21 protein-coding genes are annotated in these 22,905 nt (G+C 31.8%); 13 read left to right on the top strand and 8 right to left on the bottom strand.

The features are described 5' to 3' along the window. Positions 1-13: 13 nt before the first annotated feature. Positions 14-175: a 50S ribosomal protein L34 gene (gene rpmH, locus ABGB03_RS04895; protein ID WP_167610921.1), complete on the bottom strand. Its 162-nt coding sequence runs from the start codon at positions 173-175 to the stop codon at positions 14-16. Between the two features lie 160 nt (positions 176-335). Between rpmH and ABGB03_RS04890 the strand changes: the two genes are divergently transcribed. Further along, the gene (locus ABGB03_RS04890; RefSeq protein ID WP_347925325.1) at positions 336-914 is read left to right on the top strand and encodes a DUF2892 domain-containing protein; all 579 of its coding nucleotides are present in this window, start codon (positions 336-338) and stop codon (positions 912-914) included. Positions 915-970: 56 nt separating this feature from the next. On the opposite strand, the gene ABGB03_RS04885 is transcribed toward ABGB03_RS04890, so the two are convergent. Then, the gene (locus tag ABGB03_RS04885; protein WP_347926380.1) at positions 971-1,897 is read right to left on the bottom strand and encodes a lytic transglycosylase domain-containing protein; all 927 of its coding nucleotides are present in this window, start codon (positions 1,895-1,897) and stop codon (positions 971-973) included. A 60-nt stretch (positions 1,898-1,957) separates the two neighbouring features. Then, the gene (locus ABGB03_RS04880) at positions 1,958-2,620 is read right to left on the bottom strand and encodes an alpha/beta hydrolase (protein WP_347925324.1); all 663 of its coding nucleotides are present in this window, start codon (positions 2,618-2,620) and stop codon (positions 1,958-1,960) included. 106 nt (positions 2,621-2,726) lie between these two features. Here ABGB03_RS04880 and ABGB03_RS04875 point away from each other — a divergent pair, with 106 nt between their 5' ends. After that, positions 2,727-3,023: an N-acetyltransferase gene (locus ABGB03_RS04875; RefSeq protein ID WP_347925322.1), complete on the top strand. Its 297-nt coding sequence runs from the start codon at positions 2,727-2,729 to the stop codon at positions 3,021-3,023. A 35-nt stretch (positions 3,024-3,058) separates the two neighbouring features. Here the strand turns inward: ABGB03_RS04875 and mtaB are convergent, their stop codons facing one another. Continuing rightward, positions 3,059-4,384: a tRNA (N(6)-L-threonylcarbamoyladenosine(37)-C(2))-methylthiotransferase MtaB gene (gene mtaB / locus ABGB03_RS04870; RefSeq protein WP_347925321.1), complete on the bottom strand. Its 1,326-nt coding sequence runs from the start codon at positions 4,382-4,384 to the stop codon at positions 3,059-3,061. Between the two features lie 122 nt (positions 4,385-4,506). On the opposite strand from mtaB, the gene ABGB03_RS04865 reads away from it, so the two are divergent. Then, positions 4,507-6,135 (top strand): ABC transporter substrate-binding protein, encoded by a 1,629-nt coding sequence (locus ABGB03_RS04865; RefSeq protein WP_347925319.1) that lies wholly within the window; start codon positions 4,507-4,509, stop codon positions 6,133-6,135. A 29-nt stretch (positions 6,136-6,164) separates the two neighbouring features. Here the strand turns inward: ABGB03_RS04865 and ABGB03_RS04860 are convergent, their stop codons facing one another. The 3 genes from ABGB03_RS04860 to ABGB03_RS04850 form a co-directional block, all read right to left on the bottom strand. After that, a complete protein-coding gene (locus tag ABGB03_RS04860; protein ID WP_347925317.1) occupies positions 6,165-6,590 on the bottom strand; it encodes a hypothetical protein in 426 nt (141 codons plus the stop codon). Positions 6,591-6,762: 172 nt separating this feature from the next. Next, positions 6,763-7,938: a GlmU family protein gene (locus ABGB03_RS04855; RefSeq protein ID WP_347925316.1), complete on the bottom strand. Its 1,176-nt coding sequence runs from the start codon at positions 7,936-7,938 to the stop codon at positions 6,763-6,765. A 162-nt stretch (positions 7,939-8,100) separates the two neighbouring features. Then, positions 8,101-8,352 carry a type B 50S ribosomal protein L31 gene (locus ABGB03_RS04850; protein ID WP_347925314.1) on the bottom strand — a complete coding sequence of 84 codons (252 nt, stop codon included), beginning with the start codon at positions 8,350-8,352 and terminating at the stop codon, positions 8,101-8,103. Between the two features lie 156 nt (positions 8,353-8,508). Here ABGB03_RS04850 and ABGB03_RS04845 point away from each other — a divergent pair, with 156 nt between their 5' ends. The 7 genes from ABGB03_RS04845 (at position 8,509) to ABGB03_RS04815 (ending at position 15,563) form a co-directional block, all read left to right on the top strand. After that, entirely contained in the window at positions 8,509-9,036 is a 528-nt protein-coding gene (locus ABGB03_RS04845) for a DUF4199 domain-containing protein (RefSeq protein ID WP_347925312.1), read from the top strand. Positions 9,037-9,079: 43 nt separating this feature from the next. Further along, positions 9,080-10,027: a glycosyltransferase family 2 protein gene (locus ABGB03_RS04840; protein WP_347925310.1), complete on the top strand. Its 948-nt coding sequence runs from the start codon at positions 9,080-9,082 to the stop codon at positions 10,025-10,027. Between the two features lie 67 nt (positions 10,028-10,094). Continuing rightward, the gene (locus ABGB03_RS04835) at positions 10,095-11,825 is read left to right on the top strand and encodes a phospho-sugar mutase (RefSeq protein WP_347925308.1); all 1,731 of its coding nucleotides are present in this window, start codon (positions 10,095-10,097) and stop codon (positions 11,823-11,825) included. After that, positions 11,825-13,648 (top strand): ABC transporter ATP-binding protein, encoded by a 1,824-nt coding sequence (locus ABGB03_RS04830; RefSeq protein ID WP_347925306.1) that lies wholly within the window; start codon positions 11,825-11,827, stop codon positions 13,646-13,648. Before ABGB03_RS04835 ends, ABGB03_RS04830 begins: the two co-directional genes overlap by 1 nt. Before the next feature lie 308 nt (positions 13,649-13,956). Next, complete coding sequence (locus ABGB03_RS04825) at positions 13,957-14,499, top strand: sigma-70 family RNA polymerase sigma factor (protein WP_347925304.1); 543 nt, start codon at positions 13,957-13,959, stop codon at positions 14,497-14,499. A 33-nt stretch (positions 14,500-14,532) separates the two neighbouring features. Then, positions 14,533-15,045 carry a hypothetical protein gene (locus ABGB03_RS04820; protein WP_347925302.1) on the top strand — a complete coding sequence of 171 codons (513 nt, stop codon included), beginning with the start codon at positions 14,533-14,535 and terminating at the stop codon, positions 15,043-15,045. Positions 15,046-15,053: 8 nt separating this feature from the next. Next, positions 15,054-15,563 (top strand): sensor of ECF-type sigma factor, encoded by a 510-nt coding sequence (locus ABGB03_RS04815; RefSeq protein WP_347925300.1) that lies wholly within the window; start codon positions 15,054-15,056, stop codon positions 15,561-15,563. 33 nt (positions 15,564-15,596) lie between these two features. Here the strand turns inward: ABGB03_RS04815 and ABGB03_RS04810 are convergent, their stop codons facing one another. Then, positions 15,597-16,634, bottom strand: a complete 1,038-nt coding sequence (locus tag ABGB03_RS04810) for an oxidoreductase (RefSeq protein WP_347925298.1) — start codon at positions 16,632-16,634, stop codon at positions 15,597-15,599. Positions 16,635-16,735: 101 nt separating this feature from the next. Between ABGB03_RS04810 and ABGB03_RS04805 the strand changes: the two genes are divergently transcribed. The 3 genes from ABGB03_RS04805 (at position 16,736) to purL (ending at position 22,856) form a co-directional block, all read left to right on the top strand. After that, positions 16,736-17,950 carry a methyltransferase domain-containing protein gene (locus ABGB03_RS04805; RefSeq protein ID WP_347925296.1) on the top strand — a complete coding sequence of 405 codons (1,215 nt, stop codon included), beginning with the start codon at positions 16,736-16,738 and terminating at the stop codon, positions 17,948-17,950. A 5-nt stretch (positions 17,951-17,955) separates the two neighbouring features. Next, on the top strand, positions 17,956-19,011 hold the full coding sequence (locus tag ABGB03_RS04800; RefSeq protein ID WP_347925295.1) for an endonuclease: 1,056 nt from the start codon (positions 17,956-17,958) through the stop codon (positions 19,009-19,011). A 149-nt stretch (positions 19,012-19,160) separates the two neighbouring features. Next, entirely contained in the window at positions 19,161-22,856 is a 3,696-nt protein-coding gene (gene purL / locus ABGB03_RS04795; protein WP_347925293.1) for a phosphoribosylformylglycinamidine synthase, read from the top strand. The last annotated feature ends 49 nt before the right edge of the window (positions 22,857-22,905 follow it).

Genomic DNA, 22,905 nt, shown 5'->3' with positions numbered 1-22,905 from the left:
CAATTGTTAATCATTATTTTTTATGCTTTAATTCAGAAGACACAGATAACTTCTTTCTTCCCTTTGCTCTTCTACGTGCAAGGACTTTTCTACCATTAGCAGAAGCCATTCTTTCTCTAAAACCATGCTTGTTTTTTCTCTTTCTCTTCGATGGTTGAAACGTTCTTTTTGGCATTATCTTATATTTTTATAAACTAAATATTCTTTTTATAAGTTGAGAGCTCTCTCAAAACTGGGTGCAAATATACAAAGCCTTTTTTATTTGACAAGCCTAAAATTAAAAATATTTTTAATTGTTTTTACTACCTTTGCAATCTTAAATTTAAACAAGTAAAATGTACAATAAAATTATCAAGTTAATTCTTGCCCTTTTAATCTTTGCATATGCAATATACCAATTCGCTGAAGGCTTTATTGGTAACGGAATTATGTATGTGTTACTCTCTTCAATTTTTGTTTTTCTTTATTTTAAAAATGAATTTATTCTATTAGCTTTTTTAAAATTAAGGAAACAAGATTTTGATGGTGCAAAAAAATGGCTAGATAAAATTAAGCATCCAAATTCTGCATTAACTAAAAAGCAGCAGGGATATTATAATTATTTAAATGGTATTATGGTCTCGCAAACTAATATGAATGAAGCTGAGAAGTATTTTAAAAATGCAGTTGCTTTAGGGTTATCCATGGATCATGATATGGCAATGGCTAAATTAAACTTGGCAGGAATAGCATTTAGCAAACGTCGTAAGCAAGAAGCTCAAAAACTTTTGAGTGAAGCTCAAAAACTTGATAAGCGTAATATGTTAGCTGATCAAATAAAAATGATGAAACAGCAAATGAAAAAAGCATCCATACCAAATCAACATTATGGAAGTCCAACATCTTCAAGACAGAATAGAAAAAGCAGACGATAACTAACAAAAAAAGCACTGATTTAATCAGTGCTTTTTTTGTTTTAAAATTTCAATTACTAAGGTACTGAATAATGTCCTTTTTCTGGAATTTCTATAAAATATTTTTTTCGAGATTTATTATTAAGATGTGGCTCACGTAACCAAGGATTATGTAATTTTAATATTTTATAATTAATTCCGTACTTCTCTGAAAATTTTACAAAATCTGTCACAGCTGTGTCTACAGCAACTCTATAAGTTGGAATAGGTTTGTACAAATCTTTATGTCTAAAATTGAAACCATACTTATCTGGATGATTCAATATCTCTTTTAAAGCCACAATTCTAAACATATAACGTCCTGTTTCTTCTCCAAGCAATAAATCGTAATAATCAGATACGTTTTGCTCTTTTAAACGTCTAGCTACTCCAGCTTTTCCAGCATTATAAGAAGCTGCAGCTAATGTCCAGCTACCAAAACGTTCTTTGGCTTCGAGTAAATACTTACAAGCAACCTCTGTTGATTTTTCAAGGTTATAACGTTCATCTACATTGTCATTAATTTCCAAACCATTTTCTCTTCCTGTAGCTTTCATTATTTGCCATACTCCTCTTGCTCCAGCAGGGGACACAGCATTTGTTAATCCACTTTCTATGACTGCCAAATACTTAAAATCGTTCGGTATACCATGTTTTTCAAGAATTGGTTCTATGATAGGAAAATACTTGTTTGCTCTTTTAAACATTAACAGAGCATTAGATTGCCAATAGGTGTTTACCAATAATTCACGATCCATGCGTTCTAAAATATCAGGATTACTTAAAGGCAAGTCTTCTCCGGCAAAATCCAAATTTTCTGGAACGTTTAATGCGTAAACATTATAATCGTTAATAATTTTCTTTTCTAAATTTTCATCACTTGGAGCATCTTGAACTGCAAAAATCAACAGTCCAGATAAACTTAATAATCCAAGACATGCAAAAATATTTTTTATTGTCTTTATCATTTTAAAAAGTTTATTATGCACTAAAAATAAAGGAAAAAACTGAAATAGTAATAGATTTTAACTAAGAATCAATTCTGGAAGGTGTTTATTAAACCATTTATATTTATTAATAATCATAACATGAGTGCCTCCTTTTACTGTGATACAATCGGAAATGTTTTTAATAGGAAATACTGGATCTTTATCACCATGAATATGAATTATATTTGATATAACCTCATCTCGCTCCCAACACACCATATTTTGGAGTGCCCAATCTAGATAGGTTTTATCACTTACAGATAAATATTTTCTATACAACTTAACACGCTTTTTTATGGTTTCTCCAAATGCATATTTTGCAAACGATTCAAAATTACCCACAAACTGAGTTGGCAACAATTTATAGGCTTTAGTAACTCTTGCTAGCTTCATTCTTTTAGGTAGTTCATGCTTAGTTTTAACACTAGAAACTATAATGAGTTTTTTAAGTTTAAGAAATTTACTCATTTCCTGAACCAATACACCACCAAATGATACACCTACCAACACAGCATTTTTATGTTCCACTCTACTTGACATACGTTTGGCGTATAGCTCAATGGTTTCATAAGGTTCTGGGATAATCCATTCTAGAAAATGCAGCTTAAATATGTCCTCTGGCAGTTCTATATATTCGAAAATTGAAGGATTAGCTGCCATTCCTGGCATAAAGTAAACATGTATTAGCTCTTTGTTCATAAGTAATTAAGTCCCTGTTTATAAGGTTTGTAATGATTTTTTTAGTACCTTTGCGTGACAAAACTATATAAAATAGTTCTTTCTCCATTGAATAAACAGACTAATTATGATAGATGCAGCTGAACTTATTGACAATGCCTTTTTAAGACAATTTCAACTTGAAGTTGAAGGTAATTTAGCAACTATTGAATATTCCCTTCAAGATCGAAAGATTTTTTTAACAAAACTTGTTGTTCCTGAATGTGTTACGGACGAGGTATTTGTTGAAGATTTTTTAAAACTTGTAATGGAAAATATTCAAGACAGAAACATTAGTGTGGTGCCAACGAGCCCTCCAATTGCAAAGTTTATCCGTAGAAACAGACGCTACAAAAGTATGCTTCCTGTTGGCGTAAGAATTTAATTGAAGACCGAGACCGAAACAAAAGTTTCGGTTTTTTATGCATATTCTTTTAGAAATTCAAAACGAACCAATCCATCATCATCTATTTCAGAAAGTTCTACTTCGTGAAGTGTATTGACAAATTCAGGGTTCCAAGGCGTTTTTACTTTTACATAGTTTTCGGTAAATCCATGAATATAGCCTTCTTTATTCTCGCTTTCGAACAAAACAATTCTTTTACTTTTTAATTGACTTTCATAAAAAGCACGACGCTTTTTAACCGACAAGCCTCTTAGCATTTTACTACGTTTAGAACGTACATTTTTGGGTACTACATCTTCCATTTCAGCAGCTAAAGTATTATCTCTTTCAGAATAGGTAAATACATGTAAGTAAGAAATATCTAATTCTGCTAAAAAATTATAGGTTTCTAAAAAACGCTTGTCAGTTTCGCCAGGAAACCCAACAATAATGTCTACTCCAATACATGCATGTGGCATCACCTCTTTTATCTTATTTACACGATCTACATACAGCTCACATAAATAACGACGCCGCATTAATTTAAGTAAATCGTTACTACCACTTTGCAATGGAATATGAAAATGAGGTACAAAAGCCTTACTCTTTGAAACAAAATCTATAGTTTCATTTTTAAGTAAATTAGGTTCTATAGACGAAATTCGTAAACGCTCTATACCTTCTACTTCATCCAATGCTTGGACTAACTCATAAAAGGTGTGTTCATGCTTTTTGTTTCCAAATTCACCTTTACCATAGTCACCAATATTAACTCCAGTAAGAACAATTTCCTTAATGTTTTGCTCCGAAATTTCTTTGGCATTATTTAAGACATTTGCTAAAGTATCGCTTCTAGAAATTCCTCTTGCTAAAGGAATTGTACAATAAGTACACTTATAATCGCATCCATCTTGCACTTTTAAAAATGCCCGAGTACGATCACCAATAGAATAACTTCCAACATAGAAATCTGCATCTTCAATTTCACATGAATGTACTTCACCAAAGTCGTTTTTGGTTAAATCGTTTAAATAATCGGTGATTTTGAATTTCTCAGTAGCCCCAAGAACTAAATCTACACCATTTACGTCTGCTAAAGCTTCTGGTTTTAGCTGAGCATAACACCCAATTGCTGCCACAAATGCTTCGGAATTTACTTTTTGTGCTTGCTTTACAATAGTTTTAAAACGTTTATCAGCATTTTCGGTAACAGAGCATGTATTAATTACATAAATATCCGCAGCTTCGTTAAAATCTACACGGTCAAATCCTTCACTTTTAAAACTTCTGGCAATAGTAGAAGTTTCAGAGAAGTTAAGTTTACAACCCAATGTGTAAAATGCGACTTTTTTTCGTTCCATATTTTGTCATCCTGAATTTGTTTCAGGATCTTTTAAAATTTATATTTACACAACAATGAGTTTCCTGCCTACGCAAGAATGACAAATTTTTGTAGCGTGCAAATTTACAATTTATAAGCCAAATGATAAAACCAATTGCCCTCACCTCAAAATTCTTTAAAGCATATAAATGGTTTTTTTGTATTTCTATTGTTTTTTGCTCTTGCACATCCAAAAATAAATCTACTAACGATTCTCAAGTATTTAGATACAATGAACACAAAAATATCGGCTCTTTAGATCCTGCTTTTGCAAAAGATTTATCAGATATTTGGGCTGCAAATCAACTATTCAATGGTTTGGTCCAAATGGACGATAGCTTGAACGTTCAGCCAAGTATTGCTAAAACATGGCGTATTTCTCAAGATGCTTTGTCTTATGTATTTACATTGAGAGATGATGTCTATTTTCATAAGCATCATTTATTTGGAAGTGATTCTACTAGAACTGTTACTGCTGAGGATTTTGAATACAGTTTTAATCGATTAAAAGACACACAAGTAGCTTCTCCAGGAAGTTGGGTTTTAGGAAAGGTAGAAAATTTTAAAGCTGTTAATGACAGTACTTTTAATATTCAATTAAATCAGCCTTTTCCAGCGTTTTTAGGGTTATTAACCATAAAGTATTGCTCTGTAGTTCCAAAAGAAATTGTAGAACATTATGGTAGCGATTTTAGGTCTAATCCGATTGGTACAGGGCCTTTTAAATTTAAACGTTGGGAAGAAAATTTAAAATTGGTTTTTAGAAAGAACCATAATTATTTTGAAAAAGATGCTCAAGGAAACTCATTACCATATTTAGAAGCAATCGCGATTACCTTTTTACCTGACAAACAAAGTGAATTTTTACAGTTTGCTCAAGGGAATATTGACTTTATCTCTGGATTGGACGCATCCTATAAGGACGAAATATTAACTGCAAAGGGTGAAATGCGTGAGTTTTATACTAATGATGTAAACATGATTCGTGGGCCATATTTGAACACAGAATATTTAGCGTTTTATATGAATTCCAATGTTCCCGAAATACAATCAGATTTGTTAAGAAAAGCTGTTAACTATGGCTTTGACAGACAAAAAATGATGACCTATTTACGCAATGGTATTGGTATTCCTGCTAATGGTGGTTTTATTCCAAAAGGCTTACCTGGTTTTAACGGTAAAGCAGGATTTAATTACCAACCTGAAAAAGCAAAATCTTTAGTTGCACAATACATCAACGAAACTGGTAATGAAAATCCCGAAATTACAATTACAACCACAAGCAATTATTTAAGTTTTTGCGAATATATACAACGTGAATTACAAAAACACGGACTCATGGTTAATGTGGATGTAATTCCTCCTTCTACACTTAAAGAAGCAAAAGCCAACGGGAAATTAGATATGTTTAGAGCAAGTTGGATTGCCGATTATCCTGATGCCGAAAACTATTTATCACTATATTATAGTAAGAATTTTGCACCCAATGGTCCAAATTATACGTATTTTAAAAATGATCAATTTGATGAATGGTATGAACAAGCATTTACTGAAACCAATACAAAAAAGCGTGAGCTTTTATATGCGAAAATGGATTCTTTAGTTATGGATAAGACACCTGTAGTAAATATGTTTTATGATGAAGTTGTCCGCTTCACTAGAAAAGAAGTAAGTGGTTTGGGTATTAACCCTATTAACTTATTGAAGTTAAAAAGAGTTATAAAAAAATAATTCTTAATCGAACTATCCAATAATTTGTTTTATAAACCACCTCCCAAGGCAACCACAAATAAAATCGCACCTGCACCCACTATAAGTAATACTCCAATATACCCTATACCTAATATTCCAACAATATTTGATTTACTTTTGCTATATAGATGGATTTCGTTAACCAAATCATCAGTAAGTAGAATTTTTACATTTTTATCCAATTTGTTTTCATTAACAATATTATCGTTATAAACTTGCTTAGATTTACTAGATTGTCTCTTAGCAATACCATATAATTGGGTTTCCTCTTCAAATAATTTTTCAAACCTATAACTTACATTAGTAGTAGATTTGACTTTAACCCTATTTTCAGATAGAATTGCATCTTCTTTTGTTGATGTCTTAGAATTATAAATTCTACAGCTTTGAAACAAGATGACAAAAGTTAATACAAAAGGAAGTGATTTTTTCATAATTAAATGGTTTAGTTAGTAATTCTTTTCTTAAACAATAATAGAGAACAAAAACTAATTGGGAATTAGAAAAAATTCTTTAGGCAATCCGATAAGGCGTTAGTAAATAAACAAGTAGTAACTACAACCTTAATAAGGCTAATATAAACTATTTAATTAAATATATTGGAGATTATGAAGGTCTATATTCTTTTGTTATTTCAAACACATGTTCTAAAATAGTCGCATCTTTTTCTGTAAACTCTACATTCTTTCTACTCATTACAACTTTAGCAACCTCAAATGCTTTTTTTGTTAAGTATGTAGTAAAACCACTATTACCTCCCCAACTAAAGCTTGGAACAAAATTACGCGGAAAGCCACTTCCAAAAATATTAGCACTTACCCCAACAACAGTTCCTGTATTAAACATGGTATTAATACCACATTTACTATGGTCTCCCATCATCAATCCACAAAACTGTAATCCTGTTCTGGCAAAGCCTTCGGTTTCATAATCCCAAAGTCTTACCTCAGCATAATTATTTTTAAGATTTGAGTTGTTAGTATCTGCTCCTAAATTACACCACTCACCTAAAACAGAATTTCCTAAAAAACCATCATGTCCTTTATTAGAATACCCGAAAAGTACTGAGTTATTAACTTCTCCTCCTACTTTACTATGTGGTCCAACTGTTGTAGGCCCATAAATTTTAGCACCTAGTTTAACAGTTGCCTGTTCACATAATGCAAAAGGACCTCTAATAATACTCCCTTCCATGATTTCTGCATTTTTGCCAATATAAATTGGGCCAAAACTTGCGTTAAGTGTTGTAAATTCTAATTTTGCTCCTTCTTCAATAAAAATATTGCTAGCCTCAATTAAATTATTACTTTTTGGTACAGGTTGTGATTTTCGATCATTGGTTAATAGTTTAAAATCATTTTGGATTGCTTCTCCATTTTTTGAAAAAATATCCCAAGTATTTTCTATACATAAAATCTCTCTTTCAAACTCAATAGCCTCGTATTCATCAAAATTGACCTCGTCTTGATTTTCTTTAGTAAAAAATGCAATAACATCTTCGTCTTTAAAAATGGCTTGCTTTTCTGTTAACGACTTAATTAGTTCTACAAGCTCTCCATTAGGTAAGTAAGACGCATTTATCATGATATTTTCTTCTAGTTCTACCATCGGAAATTTTTCAGTTAAATATTCCTCAGTAACAGTAGAAGTAGTATAACCTAGATATTTTTCCCATTTTTCACGAATGGTTAAAATCCCTACTCTTATGTCTGCAACTGGTCGTGTATAGGTAAATGGCAGTAATTTATTTCTAGAAGGACCATCAAAAAGAATATAGTTCATGAAAGTTAGAAGTTAGAAGTTAGAAGTTAGAAGTTAGAAGTTAGAAGTTTTGTCTCTAACAACTACTTATATTAATAGTTTATCAAAAATAACTTAATTGTATAAAACTAAAAAGCCTTCTAGAAAATTCTGAAGGCTTTTATTATTATATTTTGGCTGAAATTACTTCTTAAATTTCGCGTATTTGTTTTTAAATTTATCAATACGTCCAGCAGTATCAACTAATTTAGACTTACCTGTATAATAAGGATGCGACGTTCTTGAAATTTCCATTTTTACTAATGGATATTCAACACCATCAACCTCTATTGTTTCGTTAGTATCTGCAGTAGATTTGGTTAAAAACACATCGTCATTAGACATATCTTTAAACGCTACTAATCTATAATTTTCTGGATGTATACCTTTTTTCATCACTTAAACTTTAAAATCGTTTCTTTTTTCGAGCTGCAAATTTAAGAATTTTTCATAAAACAACAAGATATTATTTATTTTTTTATTCTTCTTATATTTATTGTAACGTTTGTACTAATAATGATACAAATACATTATTAACCATAAAAAAACATCATGGAAAACTCAATTAAATCGAGTGCAATTAATTACGGCCTATATTTAGGTGGTATTTTATCTTTAATTACTGTGGCCATTTGGTTCATAAACATTAACTTAATGGCTAACATGTGGCTTGGTATAAGCTTGTTATTAGCCATAATAGCTTTTGGAGTAGTCTCTACAGCTAAATCTAAAAGTATACAAGAAGGGTTTTTAACTTTCAAAGAAGCCTTCTCGTCATATTTTATTACTGTTGCTATTGGAATTGCTGTCAGCTTATTAGTAAGCATGATTCTTTTTAATTTTATAGATCCAGAAGCTGCAAAAGAAATACAACAAATTACTGTTGAGAGAACAATTAGCATGATGGAAGGATTTGGAGCCCCAGCTGAAGCAATTGCTGAAGCGGTTGAAAAAATTGAAAATCAAAATCAATATAGTGTTGTTAATACTCTTAAGGGATTAGCATGGGCTTGTTTGTTTCAAGCCATAATTGGACTAATTGTAGCTGCAATAATGAAAAAATCTAACCCAGATGCTTAAATAATTTCTTTATTTTTGACAAAGAATTAAGAAATTACTTAAAATGGATATATCAGTAGTTATTCCACTACTTAACGAGAAAGACTCATTAAACGAATTACATGATTGGATTGCAAATGTTATGCAGTCCAATCATTTTTTGTATGAGATTATTTTTATAGACGATGGTAGTACTGATGGGTCTTGGGAAACAATAGAAACGTTATCAAAAAAAAATAATGCTGTAAAAGGTATTCGATTTTTAAAAAACTACGGAAAATCTCAGGCACTTCATGCAGGTTTCTTAGAAACAAAAGGTAATGCTATAATTACCATGGATGCCGATTTACAAGACAATCCTGAAGAAATTCCAGAGCTCTACAAAATGATAATCAATAATGGTTACGACTTGGTTTCTGGCTGGAAAAAGAAACGTTACGACTCGGTTATAGCAAAAAACATTCCTTCAAAACTTTTTAATTGGGCTGCCAGAAAAACTTCTGGAGTAAAACTAAACGACTTTAATTGTGGTTTAAAAGCTTATAATAAAGAGGTCGTAAAAAATATAAATGTTTATGGTGAAATGCATCGCTACATTCCAGTATTAGCTAAAAATGAAGGTTTTAATAATATAGGTGAAAAAGTAGTACAACATCAAGCACGTAAATACGGTAAAACAAAATTTGGTATGGAACGATTTATTAATGGATTTTTAGATTTAATAAGTATTTGGTTTTTATCTAAATTCGGCAAACGACCAATGCACTTTTTTGGAGCTCTTGGAGCTCTCATGTTTTTTATAGGCTTTTGTTTTGCACTATATTTAGGTGTTGATAAGCTTTTTATTAATCCTACTGGGCGATTAATAACCCAAAGACCTCAGTTTTATATATCCTTAGTCACTATGATTATTGGTACGCAGTTTTTTGTTGCAGGATTTTTAGGTGAAATTATTTTACGCAATAAAGATGACAAAGAGCGATACAAAATTGACAAAAAAATGAATTTATAAGTTGTTAACCTTACTACAACAACGTTACCTAAGTTAATTCGCTATTTTTGTATATAAAATTTAATTAATGATTCATATAGAACCTCAAATTCTAGAAAAAGTAAATGCGTGGTTAACGTCAACTTTTGATACAGATACACAAGATGAAATAAAGGAGTTAATTGCTTCAAAACCAAAACAATTAAAAGAGAGTTTTTATAAAAACTTAGAATTTGGCACTGGTGGAATGCGTGGTGTAATGGGAGTTGGCACCAACCGTATGAATAAATACACTATTGGTAAAAACACACAAGGCTTAAGTAATTATCTACAACAATCGTTTCCAAATGAGCAATTAAAAATTGCTATTGCTTACGATTGTAGGCATAATAGCAAAGCGTTTGCAAAAATTGTAGCTGATGTGTTTTCAGCAAATAATATAAAAGTATATCTATTTGAAGATTTACGCCCTACACCTGAGCTTTCCTTTACTCTAAAACATTTAAATTGCCATTGCGGAATTGTATTGACAGCATCTCATAATCCCCCAGAATATAATGGCTACAAAGTGTATTGGCAAGACGGAGGACAAATAGTACCACCACAAGATGCCGAAATTATTGCTGAAATAAATACACTAGATTATTCTGAAATTAATTTCAATTCTAATGAATCACTTATTCAATATATTGGAAAAGATATAGACGAAGTTTTTATTAGCGCCTCTGTAAAAAATGGAAGTTTTAATGCTTCTGAAGATGCAAAAAAGAACTTAAGTGTAGTATTTACATCGTTGCATGGTACTTCTATTACCATTATTCCAGAAACACTAAAAAGAGCAGGTTATACAAATGTAAATTTAGTAAAAGAGCAAGAAGTGCCTAATGGTGATTTCCCAACAGTAGATTCACCAAATCCTGAAGAACCAGCTGCATTAAAAATGGCATTGGAATTGGCTAAAAAAGTAGATGGAGATATTGTAATTGGTACAGATCCTGATAGTGATAGAGTTGGCATTGCAGTAAGAGATTTAGATGGCGAGTTAAAACTACTTAACGGTAATCAAGCTATGGTCCTAATGACCGAATTCCTTCTAAAACAATGGAAAAATGAAAATAAAATTCTAGGTAAAGAGTTTATTGGGTCTACGATTGTATCTACACCTATGATGGAAAATCTAGCAGCACATTACAATGTACAATGCAAAATTGGACTTACTGGGTTTAAGTGGATTGCAAAAATGATTAAGGATTTTCCTCAATTAGATTTTATTGGAGGTGGAGAAGAAAGCTTTGGTTTTATGGTTGGTGATTTTGTGAGAGATAAAGATGCTGTTACCGCTACGCTTTTGGCTTGCGAAATTGCTGCTCAAGCAAAAGAAAAAGGCAGTACTCTCTTTAAAGAACTTATTAAATTGTATCTAGAATATGGCTTTTATAAAGAGTGTTTAATTTCAATTACTAAAAAAGGAATTGAAGGCGCTGAACAAATTAAACAAATGATGATTAATGCTAGAGAAAATCCTTTAAATCAAGTAAATGGCAGTAAAGTTATAAAAATAGAAGACTATCTATTATCTATTTCAAAAAACACAATAACTGGAGAGGAAAACAATATAGAAATTCCAAAATCCAATGTCCTTATTTATTATACTGAAGATGGAAGTAAGATTGCGCTAAGACCAAGTGGTACAGAACCAAAAATTAAATTTTATATTAGCGTAAATGCTACACTAGACAATGTGGCAGCATTTAAGGCTACGGAACAACATTTGGATGCAAAGATTGATGCTATTATTAAAGATATGAAACTTAATTAATGAACTACTTCAAGCAAATATTACGATTTGCAAAACCGTATAAAATTTATGCTGTTTTAAATATTATATCAAACATATTTTATGCGTTGTTTGGAACCTTATCTATGATATCGCTGTTTCCAATGCTAAAAGTACTTTTTGGAGATACTAAAGAAGTATCAACAAAACCTGTTTGGGAAGGCATTGGTAAAATTACTTCTTATGGAGAAAGCTACCTTAACTATTTTGTTACTGAAAAAAAAGCAGAAGGTAATGAAGATGTTTTAATTTTTATGGTGATTTTGGTAGTTAGCACCTTTTTGTTAAAAAATATATTTAGCTATTTGGCAATGTATTTCATTACATTTTTACGAAATGGAGTACTTAAAGATATGAGAAATGAGCTCTATGAAAAAATAACTTCTTTACCCCTATCCTTTTATTCTGAAAAACGAAAAGGTGATACCATGTCTAGAATTTCAACTGATGTTTTAGAAATTCAGCATTCATTTTTATCTATTTTAGAGTTAATTGTTAGAGAACCATTGATGATTTTATTCACAATTATATCAATGTTCTTAATAAGCTCAAAACTTACATTATTTGTTTTCGTTTTTATTCCAGTATCTGGCTTCTTAATCTCTTTAGTAGGAAAATCATTAAAACGAAAATCTAATAAAGTACAAAAAGAACAAGGATTATTCTTATCTATTGTTGATGAAACTCTTTCTGGACTTAAGGTTATTAAGGGATTTAATGGCGAGAAGATATTTGGAGGGAAATTTCAAGAATCTACTAATCGTTTTTATAAATTTTCAAACTCACTTTTAAATAGACAAAATTTAGCTGGTCCAACTAGTGAGTTTTTAGGAATTACCGTTATAGCTGTATTATTATGGTATGGAGGGCAAATGGTATTAACAGATAAATCGCTAGACCCAGGATTATTTTTAGTCTATATGGGACTAGCATATAATATTCTTACGCCAGCAAAAGCAATTAGTAAAGCTAGCTATAAAGTTAAAAAAGGAAATGCTGCAGCTGAGCGTGTTTTAGAAATTTTAAATACTGAATCTAGTTTAAAAGATAAGCCAAATGCTATTAAAAAAGAAGATTTTGCGAATAGTATTTCACTAAAAAACGTATCATTTAAATACGACGAAGAACTAGTCCTTAAAAATTTTAGCATTAATGTTCCTAAAGGAAAAACAGTAGCGCTAGTAGGACAATCTGGAAGTGGAAAAAGTACTATCGCCAACTTGGTGACACGTTTTTATGATGTTACCGATGGACAAATAATAATTGACGGAATAGATATTAGAGAGCTCACAAAACATTCACTAAGAAATCTCATGGGTTTAGTCACTCAAGATTCAATTTTATTTAACGATTCTGTAAAAAACAATATTATTTTGGGTGATGAAAACGCATCAGACGAGCAAGTTATTGATGCCTTAAAAATTGCCAATGCATGGGAATTTATTAAAGACCTTCCGGAAGGTATACATACAAATATTGGAGATTCAGGAAACAAATTATCTGGAGGTCAAAAACAGCGTTTAAGTATAGCAAGAGCAGTTTTAAAAAACCCTCCAATTATGATTCTGGATGAAGCTACCTCAGCACTCGATACCGAAAGTGAGCGTTTAGTACAAGTCGCTCTAGAAAACATGATGAAAAATAGAACATCAATCGTTATTGCGCATCGTTTATCTACCATACAAAATGCTGACGAGATTATAGTAATGCAAAAAGGTGAAATTGTAGAACAAGGCAAACACCAAGAACTTCTTGATAAAAAAGGTGTTTATAGTAATTTAATTGCTATGCAATCCTTTCAATAAATCTAAAAACAGGAAACTTATAAAAATAAGAAAAGGATGTAATTTGGGTAACATCCTTTTCTCTTTATTACCAATCTTGGGGGAAATGGTAATACTTAGTAGGTTAAGACAGTGTAAACATATAACATATTTTGGGACTGACCAAAAAAAAATTACACTTTATCGATATTATTTTACACTTTATCGATGATTTTCGCATTAACTATCTGTTTTTTAAAAAGTTATGATTCTAAAAAAAATAAAAAATTTAAATTATAAAGTCATTAAACTTTTTATAAATTGATGAGTCTAAAAAGAAACCTATTTTTTTGAATAACGAAGATCTTTTATTATCTCAACTTAAATCACCATCGACAAGAGAGAAAGCCTTTAGAGACTTAATTGCCCTCTACAAAGAGCGTTTATATTGGCATATACGTAAAATTGTAATATCTCATGATGATACTGATGATGTATTACAAAATACTTTTGTTAAAGTATTTAGAAGCATCGATAAGTTTAAAGGAGATAGTAAACTATTTTCATGGATGTATCGTATTGCTACAAACGAAGCCATTACTTTTATAAATAAAAATGCCAAACGTCTACAAACTAGTAATGAAGATATACAATCAAAAGCTGTTAACAGTTTAACTTCTGATGTTTATTTTGATGGTAATGACATTCAATTAAAGCTTCAAAAAGCAATTGCTAGCTTGCCACAAAAACAGCAATTGGTTTTTAATATGAAATACTTTGATGATTTAAAATATAAAGATATGTCTGACATTCTAGAGACTAGTGAAGGTGCTTTAAAAGCATCATACCATATAGCTGTAAAAAAAATTGAAGCATATTTAACTGAAGATTAAACCTTTTAAAGAAATTAGAGTCTAACTATTAACATGAAAAACAATTTAAATAACATAAAAAACGCTGGCTTCAAAGCTCCTAAGGATTACTTCCAAAATCTGGAGGATCAAATAATGGACAATATCAAGCTGGATGTTGCCCTTCAAAACACTGATGATGGTACAGGTTATAAAATGCCTGAAGGTTATTTAGATACTTTAGAAGATGTTATATTTAGTAAAGTAACTAAAACAACCAATTCTAGAGTAATTTCTCTATTTAATAAGCAAACACTTATTTATATTTCAGGAGTGGCAGCAGCTGTACTTATTATGTTAAACGTTTTTTGGAATAGCTCAGAAATATCAATAGACTCTATTGATAATGAACTTGTAGAAAATTATATTATTAATGAAGGTATAAATACTTACGAAATTGCATCTTTACTAACCGGTAATGATGACATAAATTTAGACATAGAAATTTTTGATGATACTTTTAATGATGATTCTCTTAAAGATTATTTATTAGAGAATGTTAACTTAGAAGATATCATTGACCAATAACAATTAAAATGAAAAAACTGAAAAATTTTCACGAATACTTAATCAATAAGAATTTAGTGAGTAAGCGAATAATTATTCCTTTTTTCTTTTTTCTAATTTGCCTTTCTAGTTTTGCACAAGGAGGAAGAAAAGAAATACAGGAAAAAATTAAAGCTCAAAAAGTGGCTTTTATTACCGATAAGTTAGATTTAACTTCAAATGAAGCTCAAAAATTTTGGCCAGTATATAATGCTTTTGAAGATAAAACAAATCAAATACGTAGATCTGAGTTATACAAAATTAGATCTGCTATGAAAAAAGAAAACCTTACAGAAAAAGAAGCTCAAGATATTTTAGATAAATTCATGGCAGTTGAAGATAAAATGCACAATGCCAAACAACAATTAATTAAGGATCTTAAAAAAGTAATTCCTGCGCAAAAAATTATTAAGCTAAAATCTGCTGAAGATGCTTTTAACAGAAAGTTAATGGAGTCTTATAGAAAAAGGCATAGTCAGCGTTCTAAAAATAGACCATAAATAAAAAAAGAGAAGCATTCTGCTCCTCTTTTTTTATTTAAATACTATCTTACTAATACGACCACTTCCAGCTGCATAAGCTGTTGTTTCATCAATAAACCTTATTGTAAAAAAGCCTTCATTACTAACAGTTTTCCAAGTCTCTCCTCCATCATTACTAAAATCGATTCCTTTAAATCCAACAGCAACAAGCTCCATTCCATTTCTATTAGGTATGTATTGCACGCAACTTCTATAATTTGGTGTTCGTCCATCAGCAACTAACTGCCAAGTTTTTCCACCATCAACAGTTTTAATTTTGTTTCCTTTATTACCATCTGGCTTTGTATAATCACCACCAATAGCAAAACCATTTAGTTCATCATAAAAATCTATAGAGTAAATACCTTCAGTATCTTTTTCACTAATCATTGGAGTATTTATTAATTCCCATGTTTCTCCTTTATCTTCAGAGTAATAAATTCTTCCTGCTGTTGTAGCAACCCAAGTTTTATCTTCAACAATAGCAATATTAGTATTACTAGCAGCAAAAGCACCCTCACCTTCCTCAGCAAGAGGTAATTGGTCACAAGGTAATTTAGTCCAAGTTGTTCCTCCATCTCGTGTAATAATTATAGATAAACAACCATCTATACTATCGCCAATTGCGATGCCTTCATTATCATTCCAAAAATTCATAGCATCATAAAATACATTTTCATGGTCTTCCCTATATACTAATTGCATTCCAGCACTTGTAGTTTTATATAATAGTGCAGGATTAGCAACAGTTAACATAAAAAAATCGGTAGTTGTATGTCCAATAGACCTAAAACTAAACTTGAGTGTATCTTGTTTTTGTTTAGAAATATTCCAGGCTCTTTTAGCTGGATTGTACAGTCCAAAAGAATTATTATTGGCTGCAAAAGCTAAATTGCCATCATTTAAAACATCAATAGCTCGAATACTTAAAAGCGAATCCTCAAGAATATGCTCAATTTCAACAGAGTTAAAATCTCTAGGAATAAATTTTTCTTCAGTTTTACAAGAAAACAAAGAGATTAATAGAAATACAATTATTATTTGTTTCATCATTTAAAGTTTTTATAAAAATAGAAAACTCATTGAATAAACATACAAACGATTCAACAAATAAACTTTTTAAACTACCTTTGCATGCTTAAATTATTGAGATGCGTTTACACAGAAATTTATGTTTTGCCGTTATTGATGGACTTATTCAAATATTCAACGAAGGAGATTATGCTGATAAAGTAGTCCAACATCTTTTAAAACGTGACAAGCGTTGGGGAAGTCGTGATCGTGGATTTGTTGCAGAAACCACATATGAAATTGTTCGATGGAAACGCTTATATGCTGAAATTGCTGATGTAAAAGAACCTTTTAGTCGTGATGATGTATGGCGTTTATTTGCAGTTTGGGCGACGCTAAAAGGAATTAGTCTTCCAGATTGGAAATACTTTGAAAATACACCAACTCGTAAAATTAAAGGGCGTTTTGATGAGCTCTCAAAAATTAGAAAATTCAAAGAATCTATCCCAGATTGGATGGATGAACTGGGAATTAAAGAGCTTGGAGAAAGTAAATGGACTAAAGAACTTGCTGCCCAAAACCTACAAGCTGAAGTTGTTTTACGTGTTAACACACTTAAAACCAATAAAAAAGACTTACAGCTAAAGCTACAATCTGAAGATATTGAAACCGAGTTCTTACCAAATCATCCTTCAGCACTAAAATTGATTCAACGAACTAATGTTTTTAAGACAGAGGCCTTTAAAGATGGGTGGTTTGAAGTTCAAGATGCTTCCTCTCAATTAGTGGCTGATTTTCTAGATGTAAAACCAGGTATGAAAGTTGTTGACACCTGTGCTGGAGCTGGAGGAAAAACACTTCATTTAGCCTCTTTAATGGAAAACAAAGGACAAATTATCGCCATGGATATTTACGAAAGTAAATTGAAAAAACTTAAAATTAGAGCTAGAAGAAATGGTGTTCATAATATTGAAATGAAAGTAATTGACTCCACTAAACCAATTAAAAAGCTCTATAATAAAGCAGATAGGATTTTAATTGATGCTCCTTGTTCTGGTTTAGGGGTTTTACGAAGAAACCCTGATGCCAAATGGAAATTAGAGCCTGAGTTTATTGACAATATAAAGCAAACGCAGCAGCAAGTATTACAACAGTACTCCAAAATGCTGAAACCTGGAGGTAAAATGGTATATGCAACATGTTCAATTCTTCCTTCTGAAAACCAAAAACAGGTTGATGAATTTTTAGTATCGGAATCAGGAAAAGATTTTACATTTGTAAAAGACAAAAAAGTATTCGCCCACGAATCTGGATATGATGGATTCTATATGGCGTTATTAGAAAGAAAAAAATAATATTTATGAGGAAGTTTTACTTTTTAGCCCTTATAGTCACTATAAATATTAGTGTCTTTGCACAACAATCATATTACGACGATGTGAATTTAACTCTTACAGGTGTTGCACTAAAAAATGAGTTAGCTAATAAAGTAACAACAACGCACACCAATGTATTATCCTATGGATGGGATGCAACAAAAGCAACCGATTTAAATCCGAGTAATTTTTCAAACGTATTATTAATTTACGGATATGAAGACGGTACAGATTCAGATTGCACCAATGACCTCGAAAGAAGTGTTAATTCAAATGGAGGATCAAATTGTGATTTTAATAGAGAGCATGTATTTCCAAAATCTTTAGGAACTCCTAGTTTTACAAGTAATAGTATTCCTGGAGCAGATGGACACCATATTAGAGCTTCAGATGTTCAAAGAAACGGTCAAAGAGGTAACCAAAAATTCGCTGATGGTTCAGGTGATTCAAAAAACGTTACTGGCGGATGGTATCCTGGTGATGAATGGAAAGGTGATGCAGCTCGTATTATTATGTATATGTACATTAGATATGGTAACCAATGCTTACCTACAAATGTTGGTGTTGGAAGTCCTGCAAGTACTCCAGATGATATGATTGACCTATTTCTTAAATGGAACTCTGAAGACCCTGTTTCAACTTATGAAGATAATAGAAATTCGTACCACACAAGTGGAGCAACATACTCACAGGGTAATAGAAACCCTTTTATAGACGAACCCTATTTAGCAAATCTTATTTGGGGAACACCAGCAGGTCAAGTAGCAGCAGCTGATAGATGGGGATTATTTTTGAATACTCAAGAAGAATTAGTCTCGTCTGTAAAAATCTTTCCAAATCCTGTAAAAGACAATACTATTTATTTTAGTACTGATAAAACTTTAGATATTAAGATTTATGATGTACTTGGTAAATTGGTTGTTTCAAAAGCAATAATGAATAATAACTATATTGATATTTCTAACATTAGCAAAGGTGTTTATTTAGTTAGAATTTCTAATAACAATCAGAGTATTACTAAAAAACTCATTAGGCAGTAAAGACTATATTTTAAAGTGAGCTAATTAGCTCACTTTTTTTATGTTTAAAACCTCGTGAATAACTATCAAATTAAGATTAATTTTTAGCAAAGAATTACAAGTAAAAAAATTAAATTTGCACTTTACTAAAAATAACAAACTAAGACATAATGATTCATTTCTTCGGAAACCAAAACAGTAAAGTATTTGCTGTTCAAGCAACAAAAGAATTATCAACTGAAACCACTTCGAAATTAACTTGGTTATTTGGCAACCAACCTAAACTAGAACAAGCATCATTGGATGCTTTTTTTATTGGTCCTAGAGCTGCTATGATAACACCTTGGAGTACCAATGCTGTTGAAATAACCCAGAATATGGGAATTGAAGGTATACTAAGAATTGAAGAATTCAAAGCTGTTGCTAAAGATTTTAAAGATTACGATCCTATGATTTCTGAAAAATTCGACGGATTGAATCAAGAATCATTTACAATTAATATTAAACCAGAACCCATTCTTAATATTGAAGATATTGCTGCTTACAATCAACAAGAAGGACTATCATTAAGTGATGAAGAAGTTGAGTATTTAGAAGGTGTTTCAAAGAAAATAAATCGACCATTAACCGACTCGGAAGTTTTTGGTTTCTCACAAGTTAATTCAGAGCATTGTCGCCACAAAATATTCAATGGAGCTTTTGTAATTGATGGTGAAGAAAAACCAACATCGCTTTTCAAATTAATAAAAGAAACATCGAAACAACATCCAAACGATATTGTTTCGGCATATAAAGACAATGTGGCTTTTATAAAAGGTCCAAAAGTGGAGCAATTTGCACCTAAACGTGCCGATGTTCCAGATTACTATACAACAGAAGAATTTGACTCTGTAATTTCTTTAAAAGCTGAAACGCATAACTTCCCAACAACTGTAGAGCCTTTTAATGGTGCCGCAACAGGTTCAGGCGGAGAAATTAGAGATAGACTTGCTGGAGGAAAAGGTTCGTTGCCATTAGCAGGAACAGCAGTTTATATGACATCGTATTCTCGCTTGGAAGAAAACAGACCTTGGGAGCAAAAATTTGAAGCCCGTAAATGGTTATACCAAACACCAATTGATATTTTAATAAAAGCATCGAATGGTGCGTCAGATTTTGGAAACAAATTCGGCCAACCACTTATTTGTGGTTCAGTATTAACTTTTGAACATGACGAGAGTAGCGATGTCACCCTGAGCGCAGTCGAAGGGTCTCAACCACGTAAACTTGGTTTCGATAAAGTTATTATGCAAGCTGGAGGTATTGGTTACGGAAAAGTTGATCAAGCTTTAAAAGACACACCTAAAGAAGGTGATAAAATTGTGATTCTTGGTGGTGAAAATTACCGTATTGGTATGGGTGGTGCTGCTGTGTCATCTGCAGATACTGGAGAATTTGAATCAGGAATCGAGCTTAATGCTGTACAACGTTCTAACCCAGAAATGCAAAAACGTGCAGCAAACGCTATTCGTGGCATGGTAGAAAGTGAAGAAAACTTCATTGTTTCAATTCATGACCATGGGGCTGGTGGACATTTAAATTGCTTGTCGGAACTAGTTGAAGATACAGGCGGAAAAATAGATCTAGATAAATTACCAGTAGGAGACCCTACATTGTCTGATAAAGAAATAATTGGTAACGAGTCTCAAGAACGAATGGGGTTAGTTATTTCTGAAAAACATATTGATACATTACAAAAAATAGCTGAACGTGAGCGTTCACCAATGTATACCGTTGGTGATGTTACAGGAGACGACCGCTTTACATTTCAATCTAAAATCAAAGGCAACAAACCTATGGATTTAGCTATGGAAGATATGTTTGGAAGCTCTCCTAAAACTGTTATGTTTGACAAAACTGTTAAAAGAAATTATGAAAATGTTTCGTATAACTCAGATAATTTCTACGAGTATTTAGATCAAGTTTTACAGTTAGAAGCAGTAGCTTGTAAAGACTGGCTAACCAATAAAGTAGACCGTTGTGTCGGTGGAAAAGTAGCTAAACAACAATGTGCTGGACCATTACAATTACCTCTTAACAATGTTGGTGTAATGGCTTTAGATTACAAAGGAAAAGAAGGAATTGCAACCTCAATTGGGCACTCTCCTATCTCTGGTCTTATTAATCCAGAAGCTGGAAGTAGAAATTCCATTACAGAGGCCTTGACCAATATTATTTGGGCACCTTTAAAAGATGGGTTAAAGTCAGTTTCTCTATCTGCAAACTGGATGTGGCCTTGTAAGAATGAAGGTGAAGATGCTAGATTATATGAAGCGGTTCAAGCGATTTCAGAATTCGCTATTGATTTGGGTATTAATGTGCCAACAGGAAAGGATTCCTTGTCGATGAAACAAAAATATCCAAATGAAGAAGTAATTGCACCAGGAACTGTGGTTATTTCTGCTGCTGCAAATTGTAATGATATTACAAAAGTTGTGGAGCCTGTTTTTCAAAAAAACGCAGGGGCTATTTATTATATTAATTTATCTCAGGACGATTTTAAGTTAGGTGGAAGCTCGTTTGCTCAAATACTTAATAAAATTGGAAATGATGCGCCAAATGTTGCCAATGCCTCTTATGTAAAAAAAGTTTTTAACACGATTCAACAGTTAATCAAAGATGAGCAAATTGTTGCTGGACACGATGTAGCTTCTGGTGGTTTGATTACTACGTTACTTGAAATGTGCTTTGCTGACACTAATTTAGGTGCTGAATTAGATTTAAGTGTTTTAGATGAAAAAGATTCTTTTAAAATCTTATTTGCAGAAAATTCAGGAGTTGTGTTTCAAGCAAAAGATGCTTCAGTAGAAACAGTTTTATCAGAAGCAAATATTGAGTATTTCAATATTGGAAAAGTAACCGAATCTGATGTACTAAGTGTTATTAATCAAGCTGAAGTATTCACTATGACGGTATCGAGATTAAGAGATGTCTGGTATAAAACCTCTTTCCTACTCGACCAAAAACAAACCGCGAAGAATTTAGCTGAAGATAGATTCAACAATTACAAAAATCAACCTTTACAATATACCTTCCCTAAACATTTCACTGGAAAATTACCTGTCATAGGAAATACAAGGCCTAAAGCAGCTATCCTTCGTGAAAAAGGAAGCAACTCTGAACGTGAAATGGCAAATGCTATGTATTTAGCTGGTTTTGATGTAAAAGACGTGCACATGACCGATTTAATTTCTGGTCGTGAAACTTTAGAAGATATTCAATTTATTGGAGCCGTTGGTGGCTTTAGTAATTCTGATGTTTTAGGTTCAGCTAAGGGTTGGGCTGGTGCTTTTAAGTATAATGAAAAAGCAAATTCTGCTTTAAAGAACTTTTTTGATAGAGATGATACGCTATCTGTTGGCATTTGTAATGGTGCGCAACTTTGGATGGAATTAGATTTAGTAAATCCTGAACATGAAACTCATGGAAAACTAACGCATAATGAGTCACATAAACACGAAAGTTCATTTACTTCTGTAAAAATACAAGAGAATGATTCTGTAATGTTATCAACCCTTGCTGGAACAACTTTAGGTGTTTGGATTTCTCATGGAGAAGGCAAATTTAGCTTGCCATATACTGAAGATAAATACAATATCGTTGCTAAATATGGCTATAAAGACTATCCTCACAATCCTAATGGTTCAGATTTCAATACTGCCATGATGTGTGATAAAACTGGTCGTCATTTAGTAACTATGCCACATATTGAACGTTCAACATTTCAATGGAATTGGGCTCACTATCCTGAAGGTAGAAAAGACGAAGTTTCACCATGGTTAGAAGCGTTTGTGAATGCTAGAAAGTGGATTGAAAACCACAAATAATTCCAGTTGTATTACTTTTTTGATTAGAAACTGTAACATTCAATAAAAA

The sequence above is a fragment of the Pontimicrobium sp. SW4 genome (genome assembly GCF_039954625.1).
Taxonomy (GTDB): domain Bacteria; phylum Bacteroidota; class Bacteroidia; order Flavobacteriales; family Flavobacteriaceae; genus Pontimicrobium.
This window is presented reverse-complemented; position numbering and strand designations above follow the sequence as displayed.

Coding starts and splice junctions, on each gene's coding strand:
- rpmH (WP_167610921.1), bottom strand. CDS start 175: ATGCCAAAAAGAACGTTTCAACCATCGAAGAGAAAGAGAAAAAACAAG.
- ABGB03_RS04890 (WP_347925325.1), top strand. CDS start 336: ATGTACAATAAAATTATCAAGTTAATTCTTGCCCTTTTAATCTTTGCA.
- ABGB03_RS04880 (WP_347925324.1), bottom strand. CDS start 2,620: ATGAACAAAGAGCTAATACATGTTTACTTTATGCCAGGAATGGCAGCT.
- ABGB03_RS04875 (WP_347925322.1), top strand. CDS start 2,727: ATGATAGATGCAGCTGAACTTATTGACAATGCCTTTTTAAGACAATTT.
- mtaB (WP_347925321.1), bottom strand. CDS start 4,384: ATGGAACGAAAAAAAGTCGCATTTTACACATTGGGTTGTAAACTTAAC.
- ABGB03_RS04865 (WP_347925319.1), top strand. CDS start 4,507: ATGATAAAACCAATTGCCCTCACCTCAAAATTCTTTAAAGCATATAAA.
- ABGB03_RS04860 (WP_347925317.1), bottom strand. CDS start 6,590: ATGAAAAAATCACTTCCTTTTGTATTAACTTTTGTCATCTTGTTTCAA.
- ABGB03_RS04855 (WP_347925316.1), bottom strand. CDS start 7,938: ATGAACTATATTCTTTTTGATGGTCCTTCTAGAAATAAATTACTGCCA.
- ABGB03_RS04850 (WP_347925314.1), bottom strand. CDS start 8,352: ATGAAAAAAGGTATACATCCAGAAAATTATAGATTAGTAGCGTTTAAA.
- ABGB03_RS04845 (WP_347925312.1), top strand. CDS start 8,509: ATGGAAAACTCAATTAAATCGAGTGCAATTAATTACGGCCTATATTTA.
- ABGB03_RS04840 (WP_347925310.1), top strand. CDS start 9,080: ATGGATATATCAGTAGTTATTCCACTACTTAACGAGAAAGACTCATTA.
- ABGB03_RS04835 (WP_347925308.1), top strand. CDS start 10,095: ATGATTCATATAGAACCTCAAATTCTAGAAAAAGTAAATGCGTGGTTA.
- ABGB03_RS04830 (WP_347925306.1), top strand. CDS start 11,825: ATGAACTACTTCAAGCAAATATTACGATTTGCAAAACCGTATAAAATT.
- ABGB03_RS04820 (WP_347925302.1), top strand. CDS start 14,533: ATGAAAAACAATTTAAATAACATAAAAAACGCTGGCTTCAAAGCTCCT.
- ABGB03_RS04815 (WP_347925300.1), top strand. CDS start 15,054: ATGAAAAAACTGAAAAATTTTCACGAATACTTAATCAATAAGAATTTA.
- ABGB03_RS04810 (WP_347925298.1), bottom strand. CDS start 16,634: ATGAAACAAATAATAATTGTATTTCTATTAATCTCTTTGTTTTCTTGT.
- ABGB03_RS04805 (WP_347925296.1), top strand. CDS start 16,736: ATGCGTTTACACAGAAATTTATGTTTTGCCGTTATTGATGGACTTATT.
- ABGB03_RS04800 (WP_347925295.1), top strand. CDS start 17,956: ATGAGGAAGTTTTACTTTTTAGCCCTTATAGTCACTATAAATATTAGT.
- purL (WP_347925293.1), top strand. CDS start 19,161: ATGATTCATTTCTTCGGAAACCAAAACAGTAAAGTATTTGCTGTTCAA.